This is a genomic window from Ruegeria sp. BA2 (assembly GCF_056539605.1).
Genome location: NZ_JBQFVE010000006.1, coordinates 48,509 through 64,524, shown reverse-complemented (window position 1 = coordinate 64,524; position 16,016 = coordinate 48,509). Strand labels below are relative to the sequence as shown.

The following is a 16,016-nucleotide window of genomic DNA, read 5'->3' as shown; positions in this document are numbered from 1 at the left end:
GGCTGCCGTAACGGCGGCGTCAACTTTGCAGCCCATCAGATGGCTTGCCCAGCCGGATCAGTCGAATTAGACCCGCCGCATGGCAAAGCTCTATTTCAACTACTCGACGATGAACGCAGGCAAGTCGACCGTGCTGTTGCAGGCCTCGCACAATTACCGTGAACGCGGCATGGATACGTATCTTATGACCGCCGCAATAGACGGTCGGGCCGGTTCAGGACAGATTGCATCCCGAATCGGGATTTCGGAACAGGCAGATATGTTCCAACCCGACGACGATGTATTCGCCATGATCGAGCGCCGCCTGGAAAAAGGGCAGATTGCCTGTGTCTTCATCGATGAAGCCCAATTTCTTTCGGATGTTCAGGTCTGGCAACTGGCCCGCGCTGTGGACGATTTGGGAGTCCCAGTGCTGACATACGGATTGCGCGTGGATTTTCAGGGCAAGCTGTTCCCTGGATCAGCGGCCCTACTGGCCTTGGCTGACGAGATGCGCGAGGTGCGCACCATCTGCAAATGTGGGCGCAAGGCGACGATGGTGATTCGTCAGGATGAAAACGGCAAGGCAATCACAGAAGGCGCACAGGTCCAGATTGGCGGGAACGAGACCTATGTCTCGCTCTGCCGCAAGCATTGGCGCGAAGCGATGGGCGACTAAACCGGGTTTGGCAAGTCCTGCCCCGCAACAAACGCCGCCACGTTATCCAGCGCCATATGGCCCATATCAGTACGCACCTCTTCGGTCGCAGTGCCCAGATGGGGCAACAGCGTCACGTTCTCCATATCACGCAATACCTGAGGAACTTCGGGCTCGAACTCATAGACGTCCAGCCCCGCACCTGCGATCTGTCCTGCTTGCAAGGCTGAGATCAGAGCGGCTTCGTCCACCACTTCCCCACGTGCGACATTGACCAGTACGCCAGTGGGCTGCATGGCCTCCAGAACCTGCACGTTGATCAGATGCTGCGTTTCAGCACCACCGGGCACCGCTATGATCAGAAAGTCCACGGTTGAAGCCAATGCGGCAAGATCGGGAACGTAGTCGGCTGGAAAATCCACCTGCTTTGGGCTGCGGGATAGATATGCGACCCTCATCCCAAACCCGAAATGGCAACGCCGGGCAATGGCCTGCCCGATGCGGCCCATTCCGACGATCCCAACCTTTTTGCCGGTCACGTGATGCCCCAGCATTTGCGTCGGGTGCCAACCTTCCCATTGGCCCGACCTGACCAATCTTTCTCCCTCGCCAGTGCGGCGGGCAGTAGTCAGCAGCAGCGTCATAGCAATATCGGCGGTCGCGTCGGTGACTGCGCCCGGTGTGTTTGTCACCGCAATACCTGCCGCACGCGCCGCATCCACATCGATATGATTGTAACCAACACCGAAATTCGCCAGCAGCTTACAGCGCGGCTGTGGCACTTGGGCAAATACCTCTGCCGAGAACTGATCGCCCAGTGTCGGAACCACGACATCGAATTCAGTTAGCGCCCTTTCCATTTCATCTAGGGATAGGGGCGTTGTCGCCTCGCGGATTTCCACATCGAATTCCATTTGGGCGCGGGCTTTGACAGCCTCAGTCATCGGGCGGGTTATCAGAAGTTTCATCAGTGCATCCGCCCGCCAACGGGAACCTCACCATCAGGACCGATCAGAACAATTTCTCCGTCCTCGTCCGGCAGCCCCAACACAAGAACCTCGGACATGAATTTACCGATCTGTCGCGGGGGGAAGTTGACCACTGCCATCACCTGTTTTCCGACCAGTGTCGCGGGGTCGTAATGCTTGGTGATCTGGGCCGAGGTTTTGCGTTCGCCGATCTCAGCGCCAAAGTCGATCCACATCTTGATCGCGGGTTTGCGCGCTTCGGGGTATGGCTCGGCACGAATGACTTCGCCAACGCGAATGTCGACTTTGAGAAAATCGTCAAATGAAATCTCACTCACGAGACAGCTCCTTGGATCGGTTTGTCGCGGCTTTGACCGCGCGGTGCAACAGGTCGGGGAACCCTTCCTCTTCGTGCATCAGCACCTCAAGCGCAGCCTGCGTTGTGCCGTTTGGCGACGTCACGTTGACCCGCAATTGTGAGGGATCTTCGTCGGCGGTCATCGCCAGCGCCCCCGCCCCAGCCACCGTGGATTTGGCCAGTTTCATAGCCAATTCGGGCGGCAACCCGTGGGCCTCACCTGCTTGCGCCAACGTTTCGATGAGATGGAAGACATAGGCCGGGCCTGAACCGCTGACACCTGTCACGGCGTCCATCTGCGCCTCATCCTCCAACCGCACGGTTTCACCAATCGCAGACAGCAATTCCTCGGCCAGCGCGATATCTGCCTCAGATGTTTTGTGGTTCCCGACCAGCGCCGTTATCCCCTGCCGAACCGCCGCCGGGGTATTTGGCATTGCACGGATAATGGGCGTGTCTGATCCAAGTACGTTTTCAAAGGTTGCCAGCGAGGTTCCCGCAGCGACCGAAATGAATAGGCTGTCACCACCACCCAGCGCTTGAATTGCTGGCAAGGCGTCGCCCATCATCTGCGGTTTGACAGCCACCAGAACGACCGCAGGCGCTTCAGGCAGGGGCGTGTTGATATTCACGCCTTGCGCCTTCAGCCAGTCAGAGGGGTACGGGTCAATCACCCAAACCGACGCGGCGGGCAATCCATGGTCTAACCAGCCTGCAAGCATCGCAGACCCCATCTTGCCGCATCCCAGAAGCACCAACCCCTGTTCGGCGACGCGCGAGATATCCATGATTGCCCCTCCCCTATGGTTCGGGGCAAAGCTTTACGCGCGGCCGTAGGCCTCTGCAATGGCGACTTGCATCGCCTCTTCGGGGTCTCGGTTTCCCCAGGTCACCAGTTGGATCGCGGGGTAATAGCGCTCGGCGCTCAGTACCGCTGCGGTGATCATGGTATCGATCTGTTCCGGGCTGGCCGTCTGACCACCGGCCAGCACCAAACCATAGCGATAGACCATCAATTTCTGATTGGCCCAGTATGTAAACGCCCCAGCCCAACACTGGTCGTTCATCTTGTTCAGCAGCTCGTAAAGCACGGTTTCCCGCTCGGTCGGAGGCTCCATCTCGAACGAACACACCATACGCAGCGTTTCGTCGTAGTTCGACCAAGCCAATGTGATCGAATACGTGCGCCACTGGCCTTCAACGGCCATGGCGATCTGATCATCCCCGATCCGGTCAAAATCCCAGTCGTGATGTTCTGCAAGATGTTCAACAATGTCGATCGGATGAAGGTCTTCTTCGAGATACTGCTCGGAAAGGGCCATAATGCCACCTCACTAATCTCTAGCAATTCGGGGCTGGCAGCGCCCCAGCGCTAGTTGCCTGCTCTACAAGCCGGGCTTCCCCAGTCTGTCTGTACTAAATATGGTGCGACGCATGCTGGGTTCTGGCAACCCTAATTATTGGGGATAACAGCAATAAGTTGTGGACAGTTGGCAACGGCGATCAAAATATTGGCGTCTCGCGCAGCTTTGTCTTGATTAATTTCTGCAAGGCGGCATGATGCACAACACCGCACAATCCCCATCAGGATTGCGCGGCGAATTTTGTTTGCCCTAAATGTTGGAAATCAGCCGGACTTACTTGTCCAGCTTCGCCTCAAGCGCGGCGATACGCTGTTCCAGCGCAGCATTTTCTTCGCGTGCCTTCTGCGCCATCGCCCGAACAGCATCAAACTCTTCACGGGTGACAAAGTCGCGATCGGCCAGCCAGCGGTCCATCATCGACTTCATTGCATTTTCAGCTTCTTCCCGAGCCCCCTGGGCCACGCCCATGGCGTTGGTCATTAGTTGAGACATATCGTCCAGAATCTTGTTACGGGTTTGCATGGGCTTTCTCCGAATTCGCGATTGCCTTCTATATGGGTAAAGAATGGTCCGGGCTCAAGGTTGACTTGCCCCGCAAACCCCGGGCAATGAGACGCACATGCAGGCTGTTTTGAATTTCCCCGATCTGTCGCCCGAACTATTCTCGATATCTTTGTTCGGGATGGAGTTTGCGCTGCGCTGGTATGCGCTGGCCTATATCGCTGGCATTTTGATCGCTTGGCGCATGGCGTTGATGGCGCTGCGGCGGCCTGCGCTTTGGCTGGACGAGACACCCCCCATGCGCCCCGACCAGCTTGAAGATCTGGTCACCTGGATCATTCTTGGCGTCATATTGGGTGGTCGACTGGGCTTCGTCCTGTTCTACCAACCCGCCTATTACCTAACCCATCCGCTTGAGATCCTGATGGTCTGGCAAGGCGGCATGGCATTTCACGGCGGATTGCTGGGCGTGATTATTGCCACCTATCTCTATGGCAGACGCCACAATATCGAGATTCTCTCGCTGGCTGATCTTGTTGCCCACACCGTGCCGCCCGGGTTGTTACTGGGACGTTTAGCAAACTTCACCAATGCCGAGCTGTGGGGGCGGCCCAGCGAACTGCCATGGGCCGTGATTTTTCCCGGCGCGGCTGCACAGGATTGCCCCGACGTTGTGGCCGGGATGTGTGCCCGCCACCCGTCACAACTTTATGAAGCAGCGCTTGAGGGGCTGGTTCTTGGTGCGCTACTGATCTGGCTGGTTTACCGGCGCGGTGCGTTTCGGAAACCCGGTCTGATAATGGGTGTCTTCCTTGCAGGCTATGGCGCCTCGCGTTTCTTGGTCGAGTTCTTCCGGCAACCAGATGCACAGTTTGTGTCACCCGGGAATCCGCTTGGGTTGGCGTGGCATATCGGAGGATATGGGCTGACGATGGGGCAACTCTTGTCGCTGCCAATGATTGCGCTCGGCCTATGGTTTGCGTTGCAGGCGCGTCGCAGAACATGACGCTGAAGGATCATCTGCTCCGACGTATTCATCACGATGGCCCTATGACTATCGCCGACTATATGTCCGCGTGCCTGATGCATCCGGAGCACGGATACTACACGACGCGCGATCCGCTGGGAGCAGAAGGCGATTTCATCACTGCCCCCGAGATCAGCCAGATGTTCGGAGAGCTTGTCGGGCTTTGTTTGGCCCAAAGTTGGCTTGATCAGGGTCAGCCTGATCGAATCGTACTGGCCGAACTTGGGCCGGGCCGGGGTACCCTGATGGCGGATATCTTGCGCGCGACAAAAGCTGTCCTCGGATTTCACGACGCCGCCCGGATTGCGCTGCTCGAAGCCTCTCCGGTTCTGCGCAGAATGCAATCTGACACCCTGCAGGGCCATGAGCCTCAGTGGATCGACTCGATCACTGACCTTGCTGACCTGCCTCTGTTTCTCGTCGCAAATGAGTTCTTTGATGCCCTACCCATCCGTCAGTTCCTGCGCGATGGTGAAGGTTGGCGCGAGCGATTGATCGGAGTCGATGGCGCAAGCCTTGCCTTCGGTCTTGGAGCACAAGTCCCTCAGGCAGCATTGGACGACAGATTGCAGGATACGCAAGATGACGATCTGGTTGAGCTGTGTGCGGCTGCGGCCCCTATTCTCTGCAACATCGCTAGGCAAATATCTCGCAATGGCGGCGCTGCACTGATCATCGACTACGGAGATTGGCGATCATTAGGCGACACGCTGCAAGCCTTGCAAGCGCATGTATCCGTTGATCCGCTGGCTCAGCCCGGCCAAGCAGACCTGACCGCCCATGTGGACTTTGAGGCGCTCGCAAATGCGGCAAAGGTATCCGGCTGTGCTCATACCCGATTGACGCCACAAGGTGTGTTTCTCGAGCGGCTCGGCATTACTGCGCGTGCGCAGTCGCTCGCCGCCACGCTCAGTGGGACACAGCTTGAGACATTGATCGCCGCACATCGACGGTTGACGCATCCCGATGAAATGGGAAACCTGTTCAAAGTACTGGGCCTTTATCCGCAACTCGCCGCGCCTCCACCGGGACTGAAACCATGACCTTGGAAATCCTCACCTCAGACATGCTGTCCCCTGTGCGCCACGGGTTCTTCAGTCGTCGCGGGGGGGCGTCATCGGGTATCTTCGAAGGGCTAAACTGCGGAACAGGTTCGACTGATCTTGCCGAGGCTGTTGCGCTGAACCGCCGCCGCGTTGCTGACGCAATGGACGTCGCGCCCGAGGCCATGATTGGCGTACACCAGGTGCATTCTCCGGCTGTGATTACGGTTGATGGACCAATCATCGGCGACAAACCCAAGGCGGACGCGGTAGTGACATCGACCCCCGGTCTGGCGCTTACGATATTGACCGCCGATTGCCAGCCGGTTCTGTTCGCTGATCCTGACGCACATGTGATCGGCGCCGCGCATGCTGGCTGGCGCGGTGCTTTGAGCGGTGTCCTTGAGGCGACATTGGAGGCAATGGAGGCCCTGGGAGCGAAACGGCAGAATACGATTGCCGTCATCGGTCCAACCATTTCGCAAAGTGCATACGAGGTTGGTTCTGAATTTATAGACGAGTTCCTATCTGACGGACCCGAAAACGCACGTTTCTTTGCCAACGGCGAAGGCGACAGGATGCAATTCGACCTGCCCGCCTTTGGCCTGCACCGCCTGCGCGAGGCGGGTATCGGTGAGGCTGAATGGATCCGGCATTGCACATATTCTGACCCGGACAGGTTCTATTCCTACCGACGCTCAACCCACGCCAATGAAGCCGACTATGGCCGGTTGATTTCAGCGATCAGACTGTAAATCTGGCCTTAAATAAGGCAGGTTTGCCCAGTTTCCGCCACATTTCTTGTGTTTATCAGAGTCAGAATCGACTCAATTTTTCATCAATGCTCAGACGGTTAACCCAAATCAAGGGCCCGGAGCATTGAAGAAACCAACAAAGAGGTACCTGAAACCTTTAATTTGTCCTCAATTCATCCCGGATCAGCCTTATAGGCGCCTCAAATCAGCGTCACAGTGGCTTCATAAACGGGAACCGGGCGTATCGCCCAATCGATGCAGGACAAAGATATGAAACCGAAATCACGCTTTCTCAGCGCCGTTCTTGCGGCTCTTAAAGATCAGGTACCGGAAATGCCCTGGAAGCGGGTTTCAAGTCACTCTGTCAGAGTTGCGCGCCGTTTGGCGGCAAAACGCTGACCTACAAACCCCATGAGGCCATCTGCCGGTCTCGACGGGCATGCCACATACCGAATGATGCTCCGGTTCGGTGTGTGGGGTCGCACTCAGGAATGCGACCATGTTTCGGGGCGTGTGTGCAGGCAATTTCAGTCTGCAGTTTACGAGTTTGTCTGGGGGGTCAATAACTTGACCAAAACACTGGTGTATTCTGCTTCGGCGCCGTTCATTCGCGGTGACCAGCCCATGTTTGCCCATCTCATTACAGACAAAGAACAAGATCGTCTGGTGCATTTGCACGGGGGTTCAATCGCCCAGACGAGAATTAGAGGGGACGGAATATTATGACTATTCCAAATTCTCTGGCCCGCGCTGCCAGAAACGCGGTCGAGACATCAGCGCTGTTGCGCGATGCGCCTCGTCCGGCGACGAAACAAAAGGCGCAGTTAAGACGTTACGAAGTGTGCAGTCTGTTGAAAAACGGAGATGTTTCACAGACACGCCACATCGCGCCTGCCTTGCCGATGTTCGAAGATGCGTTCTGCGCCTTTACACGCGGCTCTCTGGTAGAAACACCGCAAGGTCCAATGGCGATCGAAGATCTGCTGCCCGGTGACGATGTTCTAAATCAGGACGGAGAATCCGAAACGGTTCTGTGGAAAGGGTCCGTTACCTTGATCCCAGGACGCGAGGATACGCGCGGTCGAACACGTCCACTGACGCGGATCATGGCCGACACATTTGGGATGCAAAAACCGATGTCCGGCGTCATCACCGGGCCTGCTGCGCGCCTGCTGGGGACACCCGCGCATATGCGCCACCTGAATGGCGGCCAGCCTATACTGACCCCGGTCAGCGAATTTCAGGATGGGATGAGCGTAATCGAAACGCTGCCCCCGACACCGGTTGAGCTGTTTCACATCTGCGTTGCACGCCATTCGGTGATTCGGGTCGATGGGCTGCAATTTGAGACCTATCATCCAGGCATCAACGCCGTTCGAATGATCAGTCACTCTTTGCGTTCGATCTATTTGAATCTATTCTCACATATCGAATCGCTAAATGACTTCGGCCCGTTGCTTTTGCCAAGAGCCGGAGATGGTGAGATTGACGCGATGACAGCGTGAACTGGTTAACAATTACTGCAGCTGTGGGGGCATTATGCAGATTTTACTGAGTTGGGTCGTATCCCTAGCCGTGGCAGCAATGCTGCCACCCTGTCCTGTGGATCAAGCAAGAGTAAGGTTCAGGCCGTCCGGTTCATCCGGTCTTCCAGCACGTCAAATGGTACGCCTGGCTCGTCTTTTGCGCCTCGGATAACAAGCGAAGTTTTGACACTGGCCACGTTTGGCGTGGTCAGCAACTCGCCTGTCAGAAATCGCTGAAAACTGCTGAGATCCGGTGCGACGCATTTCAGGATAAAATCAACCTCGCCGTTCAGCATGTGGCATTCCCGAACCAAAGGCCATTCGCGGCAACGGTCCTCAAATGCGCTGAGTTCGGATTCGGCCTGGCTTTCGAGGCCCACCATGGCAAAGACCTGCACCTCGAACCCAAGTTCACGGGCATTTACATCGGCATGATAGCCATGGATATAGCCCGAATCCTCAAGCGTTCGCACGCGCCGCAAGCAAGGCGGCGCTGAAATTCCTACGCGTTTGGCCAGTTCTACATTGGTCATTCGGCCATCGGCCTGCAGCTCTGCAAGAATCTTGCGGTCGATTTCATCCAACCGGGTCGTGACCATCGAATGCTCCTGAGTTTTTCAGTTGTTATATCAGTAGCCCCGATGGGCGCAATAATATTTCACAAACACGCAATTTTTGTCATCTGACATACACATTTGCTCGCTAAGGCCATCCACCAGTGCATCACGGGCTTGCAATAGGAAGGGGCTTTAAGCCACGCCCGGTGGTCGCTATATCGATCCGCACCGGACAACAGGTCCGCCGAGGCAAATTGAGTGGGGATACCATGGCCGAAACAAGACACACCAAGGTTCTGATCATCGGATCGGGACCCGCCGGATACACTGCGGGCGTTTATGCCAGCCGCGCCATGCTGGAACCAATTCTGGTACAGGGGATCGAACCGGGCGGTCAGTTGACCACCACCACCGAAGTCGAGAACTGGCCCGGAGATACCGAAGTTCAGGGCCCCGATCTGATGGTGCGGATGCAGGACCACGCCAAGGCGATGGGCTGCGAAGTGATTGGCGACATCATCAGCGATCTGGACGTTACCAAGCGCCCATTCACAGCAAAAGGCGACAGCGGCACGGTCTACACCGCAGATGCGGTCATTCTCGCCACAGGCGCGCGCGCCAAATGGCTGGGTCTGCCCTCGGAAGAGAAATTCAAAGGCTTCGGCGTATCAGCCTGCGCGACCTGTGATGGGTTCTTCTATCGCGGTCAGGAAATCGTGGTGATCGGCGGGGGCAACACTGCCGTCGAAGAGGCGCTGTTCCTGACCAACTTTGCCAGCAAGGTCACGCTGATCCACCGCCGTGATGAGCTGCGCGCAGAGAAGATCCTGCAGGACCGATTGCTCAAGCACGAAAAGATCGAGCCACTTTGGTTCCACGAACTGGATGAGGTCATTGGCACCGACGCTCCGTTGGGTGTCGAAGGTGTTAAGGTCAAGAATGTCAAAACGGGCGAAATTTCCGAGATTCCTTGTAAGGGCGTTTTCGTCGCGATTGGCCACGCCCCCGCAAATGAACTGGTCAAAGACACTCTGGAGACCCACATGGGCGGTTATGTCGTAACCAAACCGGGTACGACCGAAACCTCGGTTCCGGGCGTATTCGCAGCCGGCGACCTGACCGACCACGTTTATCGCCAAGCGGTAACCAGCGCTGGAATGGGCTGCATGGCCGCATTGGATGCGGAACGTTTCCTGGCGGAGAACGACTAGGATGATCACAGAATTCTCTGGCCCCGTCTGGAGAATTCTGTTTCGCCATCAATCGGGCGATCCATTGTCGCCCGCACGTGCACCGGAAGGCCGGTTCCATCATTCCGGCCAATTCGCGCTTTATGCCTCCCTAAGCGCAGAAGGCGCTGGGATCGCCATACAGCGCTATATCTCGACAAGTGACCAGCCGCGCGTGATACAACGGCTTCGGGTTTCCAAGGCGCAGATGTTAGATTTGCGTGGTCAGCAGGCTGCTTCGATCATTTGGCAGGGCCTTGTGAATACTGGCTCCCCTTCCCCAACTTGGCAGTTTTCAGATGAAGCACGCGCAAGCGGTACCGATGGGCTGCTATATAGTTCGCGTTCACGACCCGAACTCAGCCATCTTGTACTGTTCAACGCGCGCCCTGCATTAATTCAGCCAAAGGGTGCTCCTTGCGACTGGTTTCCTGAAAACTCAGCACCTCTGTCTTGACCGATACAAACCGCCGTATCAGGATCACTCCAAGCAACGCGAAGAACAGGTGAGCCTTTGGACAACGCTCTATGGCGCGGCGGATGGATGAGCCGGCTGAGGATCGCAAGTGGCCTCGTGCTGTTTGTCTTCGCGTTCTTTCATTTCATCAATATCGGCCTCGGACTGTTCCACACTGACCTGTTGCATGGAATGCAAGGAGGGCGCAAAGCAGTCAGCCGCCACGGCATCGGCAGCATGGTGATATACGGCGCATTTCTACTGCACATGGGATTGGCCCTGATCTCGATCGCACAGCGCCGTACACTCAGGATGCCATTCAGCGTTGCGCTGCAAGTGGTTCTTGGCCTATTGATTCCGCTGCAGTTGATCTCACATCTGGTCCATACCCGATACGCGCACGAAATTTTCGGAGTGAACGATGAAATGGGTTACATCATCATCCTGATGTGGCCAAGCAACGCGATCTGGTTCCAAAGCCTGCTCCTTTTGCTCGTTTGGGTGCACGGATGTATCGGGCTGCATATGTGGTTGAAGTTGACCACCTGGTGGCGCGCACTGGTCCCCTATCTGATTGGTGTCGCAGTGTTCGTCCCGGCCTTTGCCTTCGCGGGTCTCCTGACCGAAGGGCGGCGCATCTGGACCGATTTTGCCGACCCGGATCTGCGACAACAGTATATCGAATACTATAACTGGCCATCACAGGAAGAGTTTCAGGCACTATTCTCCGTCACAGACTACACTCGACTGGTGTTCTGGGCCGCGCTTGGCCTGACCGGACTGATCTATCTTGGTCGCAAGCTTTGGCGGCGACGGCATTCGGTTCGGATCAACTATGTGAACGGTCCCGAGGTCGTTTCTGAAAAAGGCATGACGCTGCTTGAAATGTCGCGTGCAAACGGCATCCCTCACACTGCATTGTGTGGTGGCAAAGGGCGCTGCACGACCTGCCGGGTTGTTGTTGAGGATGGCGCCGATCAACTTCCTCCGCCGACCGAGATTGAAGCGCGCAGTCTTAAAGCCGTCAACGCCCCGAATGGCACCCGTCTGGCCTGTCAGATGCGACCAACCGATCCTGTCACCGTGTTTCGCGTTTTTCGCCCAGACGGCGCGCGGGATCGCGCACATGCAAGCCAGGGCGAGGAACGACAACTGGCTGTTTTGTTTCTGGACATGCGTGGTTTTACGGCGCGCACGACGGGCCAATTGCCATATGACATCGTGTTTCTTCTGAACCGTTTCTTCGATGCCATCGTGCCTGCAATCAATGCACAAGGCGGAACGGTCGACAAATACATGGGCGATGGGCTGCTTGCGATGTTCGAAACGACCAATGCTGCAAGCTCGGCAAGCGCAGGATTGAGGGCCGCGGCTGAAATTGGGCGCGCGCTGCAGCGTTTCAATGAGCGACTGGCGACAGAGGAAAGCCAGCCCGTGCGTATCGGCATGGGCCTTCACCTTGGCGATCTGGTTCTGGGCGAAATCGGCGCAGCAAAAGATGCACCACGCACGATCATTGGGGACGCCGTAAATGTAGCCAGTCGTTTGGAGGCTGAAACCAAAGCTCTTGGCGTCGAGCTATTGGTTTCAGACAAGGTACTGCACGCTGCCGGTATGCAATGCGATCCCCGCGCTTTGCGAAATTTCAACTTGCGTGGTGTTTCCGCGCCCATTCCTGCACTGCCAGTTGAGCATGCCGCTGACCTTGAGTCGCACACATCGCCACTAGAACAGTTTGCTTGAAATGGCTCGGCATTTCTGCAAACAGCAGGATTTTTTTCTACGACCGGAAACAATGTTCAGAAAACTGTTCCATATCGCGAATAAACCGCGCATATCATCCTTTGTTTCTGTCCTTCTATGGACATCACATAGAAGTCGGGGCAAATGCCTCGACAACGCCCTTAAAACAAAAGCAAACAGAACGACGATACGAGCTCTTTCATGATGTTAAGTAATTTAGCCCCGATCCCTGAATTGTATGTCTCTTATGAATCTGCACAGAAGCTGAAGGTCGAAGCCGCAGATCTAACCAGCTGGGATCTGAGCCCCAGACAGATTTGCGACCTGGAACTGCTTATGAACGGCGGGTTCAATCCGCTCAAAGGGTTCCTGAGCGAGGCAGACTACGACAATGTTGTCGAAAATATGCGCCTGTCCGATGGTACGCTGTGGCCGATGCCGATTACGCTCGACGTCAGCGAAGAGTTCGCCGAGCAGATCGAATTGGGCCAGGACATTGCCCTGCGCGATCAGGAAGGTGTCATCCTTGGCACAATGACCGTAACCGACCGCTGGACACCAGACAAATCGCGTGAGGCCGAAAAAGTGTTTGGTGCCGATGATGACGCGCATCCAGCTGTGAACTATCTCCACAACGTTGCGGGCAAGGTCTATTTGGGCGGTCCGATCACCGGCATCCAACAGCCGGTACATTATGATTTCAAAGCCCGTCGCGATACGCCGAACGAACTGCGTGCCTTCTTCCGCAAACTGGGCTGGCGTCGCATTGTTGCTTTCCAAACTCGCAACCCGCTGCACCGTGCGCACCAGGAACTGACCTTCCGCGCGGCTAAAGAGGCACAAGCCAACTTGCTGATCCATCCGGTTGTCGGCATGACCAAACCCGGCGATGTGGATCATTTTACACGTGTACGCTGCTATGAGGCTGTATTGGATAAGTACCCAGCCTCAACCACATCCATGTCGCTGTTGAATCTGGCGATGCGTATGGCTGGCCCGCGCGAAGCGGTTTGGCATGGTTTGATCCGAGCCAACCATGGCTGCACCCATTTCATCGTTGGCCGTGACCACGCGGGCCCAGGCAAAAACTCGGCCGGCGAAGACTTCTATGGCCCTTATGATGCGCAGGACCTATTCCGTAAATTCCAGGATGAGATCGGTATCGAAATGGTCGATTTCAAACATATGGTCTATGTACAGGAGCGCGCCCAGTACGAGCCCAATGACGAGATTCTGGACAAAGAGAACGTCACCATCCTGAACATCTCGGGCACCGAATTGCGTCGCCGACTGGCCGAAGGTCTAGACATCCCCGAATGGTTCAGCTTTCCCGAAGTTGTCGCTGAGCTGCGCAAAACCAAGCCGCCACGCAGCCAGCAGGGCTTTACCGTGTTTTTCACCGGCTTCTCCGGTTCGGGTAAATCCACCATCGCCAACGCGCTTATGGTCAAGCTGATGGAGATGGGTGGTCGTCCGGTCACGCTGCTGGATGGTGACATTGTTCGTAAGAACCTGTCCTCGGAACTGGGCTTCTCGAAAGAGCACCGCGACTTGAACATCCGCCGCATCGGCTACGTGGCAAGCGAAATCACCAAGAATGGCGGCATCGCGATCTGCGCGCCGATCGCGCCTTACGCCACAACTCGGCGCGCCGTGCGGGAAGAGATCGAACAATTCGGTGCGTTCTGCGAAGTCCACGTGGCGACCAGCATCGAGGAATGCGAACGTCGTGACCGCAAGGGGCTGTACAAACTGGCGCGCGAAGGAAAAATCAAGGAGTTCACAGGGATTTCTGACCCTTATGACGTGCCAGCAGACCCCGAGCTGAGTGTTGAGACCGAGAATGTCGAGGTCGATCACTGCGCCCATCAGGTCCTGTTGAAACTGGAAAGCATGGGATTGATCGCTGCTGGTTAAAAATCCGCGAACTAAAAAATCAGCCTCCGATAATCGGAGGCTTTTTCTTTTGTACAATACACATCACATTGCCTGGTCCGGCAAAATCCGAATATAGGTTGTGCAGTCAAACTGTTCGGATGTGGTCACTGAATGGGGCAATCTCTGCCAACAATCGCCGGCTTCTGGTATGGTTCGGATCTGTCCTGGCTAGAGACGCTTTGCATCCAATCCTATCTCGACAACGGTCACGAATTCGTTCTCTACACTGCAGAACAGCTTAAGGGTGTCCCAACCGGCGTAGATATCCGCCCCGCCTCCGACATCCTCTGGCCTTCTCCGTTCGATCTGCTGAACAACGACCGACTGCGGGTCGCCGTGTTCTCAGATATCTTCCGACTACACCTGATGCAGAAAACCGATTTCATTTGGGTGGATCTGGATGCCTATTGCGTTAAGCCATTCGAATTCGACAGCGTATATGTATTTGGGTCCACTTCGTCCGGAACATTTCCAAACGGAGTTCTCCGACTGCCTGAGAACTCGTTGACGCTAACGCATATGCTGGAGTTCGTGGCGACCACGAACCCTACACAACCCTGGCGAAGGCCGCGCTTGCACCGCAAGAACCGCGAACGTGTCAAGAAAGGGGAAACCTGGGGTATTGAGTCACTACCTTGGGGGTGTTCCGGTCCCAAAGCGCTGAGTCATTTCCTTCGCGAAACGGGCGAAGATCACAACGCACAACACCCCGAAACGTTTTATCCGCTCGAACGGGGCGAGCTATGGAAATTGCACGATCCAAACGTCCCGATAGCAGAGATCGAAGGTGACCGGACCTATTCTGTTCATATCTATGGCCATCAGAAAAAGTGGCTGGCCAATTGCAATGCTGGCCTCCCGATACAGAGGTCTTATCTGGACACGATCTGTGGCAGGCATTCGATTGATCCAGCTTCGAGGCCGATCATCCCAATCGCGTGGATGACCCGATAATCCGGAATGGCAACCGATGCGCTAAGCCACGGAATCCGGCAGATCCACCTGCCCGCGCATCAGAACATAACCGCGCCCTGCGACCTTGATTCCGGTCATCGCGTTTGCAGGCCCGACCCGTGTCACTCGGGCCTGCCCCGGGCGGCCCATGTCATGTCCCTGCTCGGCTATGAACGTATCTTTATCCATCAGGTCATGGCTCCACAGATAGGCCGCCATCGCGCCCGTCGCCGACCCTGTGAACGGATCTTCAGGTGGGCTGGGTGGGGCCATCAACAGGCGCGAGAACGTATCGCCAGACGCCGTTGCACCTTTGAGCGTAACCAGAAACGGCTCAGCCATGTCCGAGCCAGAGAACCCTGCCCGCTCTGAAATCCGGTTCAAAGAAGTCACATTCAGCTGGGCCGCGCGCAACGCCGCATGATCGCGCAGGACCGTTATGCAGAATGGCAATCCAGTGGAAACAAACTGCGGTGGTGAGATTATCGCGTCTTCCGGCAAAGCGATGGAATCAGCAACCAAACCAGCAGGTACATGTTCGCCAAATTGCGGGGCGACCTGCGTCATTTCAATCTCATCACCACTCAGCCGGATCGGCACGATGCCCGCGCCGGTTTCGAGAGTCAGCGCATCGCCCTGAAACAGCCCGCGCGACCGCATTGCAGCGACAGTGGCGATGGTTGGGTGCCCCGCAAAAGGGATTTCCCGACTTGCCAGAAAGTACCGCACGCGAATATCGGCAACATCTGACGGTCCCGTGAACGTGCATTCAACCAGAGAGGTTTCGCGCACGTAAGACATGCAGACTTCATCTGATAGTTCTGCCCCTCCATGCACGACCGCACAGCCATTGCCCCCAAAGGCCCGGTCACTGAAGGCATCTACCCAGTCGAAATCATACCATCCCATCGCGCGCACTCCTGCTTAACCGACTGCGGCACGATCACCGCAGTCGAGGC

General features: G+C 56.2%; 17 protein-coding genes. 10 read left to right on the top strand and 7 right to left on the bottom strand.

What is annotated here, in order from left to right:
• Positions 1 to 79: 79 nt before the first annotated feature.
• Positions 80 to 658: a thymidine kinase gene (locus ACR0NN_RS14255; RefSeq protein WP_170723624.1), complete on the top strand. Its 579-nt coding sequence runs from the start codon at positions 80 to 82 to the stop codon at positions 656 to 658.
• On the opposite strand, the gene ACR0NN_RS14250 is transcribed toward ACR0NN_RS14255, so the two are convergent.
• The 5 genes from ACR0NN_RS14250 to ACR0NN_RS14230 all read right to left on the bottom strand — a co-directional run bounded on the left by ACR0NN_RS14250 (position 655) and on the right by ACR0NN_RS14230 (position 3,849).
• Positions 655 to 1,605: a 2-hydroxyacid dehydrogenase gene (locus tag ACR0NN_RS14250; protein WP_170723625.1), complete on the bottom strand. Its 951-nt coding sequence runs from the start codon at positions 1,603 to 1,605 to the stop codon at positions 655 to 657. The two genes, ACR0NN_RS14255 and ACR0NN_RS14250, sit on opposite strands and share 4 nt — an antisense overlap.
• Positions 1,605 to 1,943 (bottom strand): tRNA-binding protein, encoded by a 339-nt coding sequence (locus ACR0NN_RS14245; protein ID WP_170723626.1) that lies wholly within the window; start codon positions 1,941 to 1,943, stop codon positions 1,605 to 1,607. The genes ACR0NN_RS14250 and ACR0NN_RS14245 overlap by 1 nt, the downstream gene beginning before the upstream one ends.
• Positions 1,936 to 2,751 (bottom strand): pyrroline-5-carboxylate reductase, encoded by an 816-nt coding sequence (gene proC / locus ACR0NN_RS14240; RefSeq protein WP_170723627.1) that lies wholly within the window; start codon positions 2,749 to 2,751, stop codon positions 1,936 to 1,938. The genes ACR0NN_RS14245 and proC overlap by 8 nt, the downstream gene beginning before the upstream one ends.
• Before the next feature lie 33 nt (positions 2,752 to 2,784).
• Positions 2,785 to 3,285 carry a YbjN domain-containing protein gene (locus tag ACR0NN_RS14235; RefSeq protein ID WP_170723628.1) on the bottom strand — a complete coding sequence of 167 codons (501 nt, stop codon included), beginning with the start codon at positions 3,283 to 3,285 and terminating at the stop codon, positions 2,785 to 2,787.
• Between the two features lie 315 nt (positions 3,286 to 3,600).
• Positions 3,601 to 3,849, bottom strand: coding sequence for an accessory factor UbiK family protein (locus ACR0NN_RS14230; RefSeq protein WP_010441801.1), 249 nt, complete (start codon positions 3,847 to 3,849; stop codon positions 3,601 to 3,603).
• Between the two features lie 97 nt (positions 3,850 to 3,946).
• On the opposite strand from ACR0NN_RS14230, the gene lgt reads away from it, so the two are divergent.
• The 4 genes from lgt (at position 3,947) to ACR0NN_RS14210 (ending at position 8,158) form a co-directional block, all read left to right on the top strand.
• Positions 3,947 to 4,834: a prolipoprotein diacylglyceryl transferase gene (gene lgt / locus ACR0NN_RS14225; RefSeq protein ID WP_170723629.1), complete on the top strand. Its 888-nt coding sequence runs from the start codon at positions 3,947 to 3,949 to the stop codon at positions 4,832 to 4,834.
• The gene (locus ACR0NN_RS14220) at positions 4,831 to 5,898 is read left to right on the top strand and encodes an SAM-dependent methyltransferase (protein WP_170723630.1); all 1,068 of its coding nucleotides are present in this window, start codon (positions 4,831 to 4,833) and stop codon (positions 5,896 to 5,898) included. Before lgt ends, ACR0NN_RS14220 begins: the two co-directional genes overlap by 4 nt.
• Positions 5,895 to 6,653, top strand: a complete 759-nt coding sequence (gene pgeF / locus ACR0NN_RS14215; RefSeq protein ID WP_170723631.1) for a peptidoglycan editing factor PgeF — start codon at positions 5,895 to 5,897, stop codon at positions 6,651 to 6,653. The genes ACR0NN_RS14220 and pgeF overlap by 4 nt, the downstream gene beginning before the upstream one ends.
• Positions 6,654 to 7,375: 722 nt before the next feature.
• Entirely contained in the window at positions 7,376 to 8,158 is a 783-nt protein-coding gene (locus tag ACR0NN_RS14210) for a Hint domain-containing protein (RefSeq protein WP_170683377.1), read from the top strand.
• A gap of 119 nt (positions 8,159 to 8,277) precedes the next feature.
• On the opposite strand, the gene ACR0NN_RS14205 is transcribed toward ACR0NN_RS14210, so the two are convergent.
• Positions 8,278 to 8,778, bottom strand: coding sequence for an Lrp/AsnC family transcriptional regulator (locus tag ACR0NN_RS14205; RefSeq protein WP_170723632.1), 501 nt, complete (start codon positions 8,776 to 8,778; stop codon positions 8,278 to 8,280).
• Positions 8,779 to 9,005: 227 nt separating this feature from the next.
• Here ACR0NN_RS14205 and trxB point away from each other — a divergent pair, with 227 nt between their 5' ends.
• The 5 genes from trxB to ACR0NN_RS14180 all read left to right on the top strand — a co-directional run bounded on the left by trxB (position 9,006) and on the right by ACR0NN_RS14180 (position 15,057).
• Entirely contained in the window at positions 9,006 to 9,947 is a 942-nt protein-coding gene (gene trxB / locus ACR0NN_RS14200; RefSeq protein WP_170723633.1) for a thioredoxin-disulfide reductase, read from the top strand.
• Position 9,948: 1 nt separating this feature from the next.
• Positions 9,949 to 10,422, top strand: a complete 474-nt coding sequence (locus tag ACR0NN_RS14195) for an RES family NAD+ phosphorylase (protein WP_170723634.1) — start codon at positions 9,949 to 9,951, stop codon at positions 10,420 to 10,422.
• A gap of 87 nt (positions 10,423 to 10,509) precedes the next feature.
• The gene (locus tag ACR0NN_RS14190) at positions 10,510 to 12,165 is read left to right on the top strand and encodes an adenylate/guanylate cyclase domain-containing protein (RefSeq protein ID WP_170723635.1); all 1,656 of its coding nucleotides are present in this window, start codon (positions 10,510 to 10,512) and stop codon (positions 12,163 to 12,165) included.
• 201 nt (positions 12,166 to 12,366) lie between these two features.
• On the top strand, positions 12,367 to 14,082 hold the full coding sequence (locus ACR0NN_RS14185; RefSeq protein WP_170723636.1) for a bifunctional sulfate adenylyltransferase/adenylylsulfate kinase: 1,716 nt from the start codon (positions 12,367 to 12,369) through the stop codon (positions 14,080 to 14,082).
• Between the two features lie 132 nt (positions 14,083 to 14,214).
• Complete coding sequence (locus tag ACR0NN_RS14180) at positions 14,215 to 15,057, top strand: hypothetical protein (protein ID WP_170723637.1); 843 nt, start codon at positions 14,215 to 14,217, stop codon at positions 15,055 to 15,057.
• A 21-nt stretch (positions 15,058 to 15,078) separates the two neighbouring features.
• Here the strand turns inward: ACR0NN_RS14180 and ACR0NN_RS14175 are convergent, their stop codons facing one another.
• Positions 15,079 to 15,966 (bottom strand): PhzF family phenazine biosynthesis protein, encoded by an 888-nt coding sequence (locus tag ACR0NN_RS14175; RefSeq protein WP_170723638.1) that lies wholly within the window; start codon positions 15,964 to 15,966, stop codon positions 15,079 to 15,081.
• Between the last annotated feature and the right edge of the window lie 50 nt (positions 15,967 to 16,016).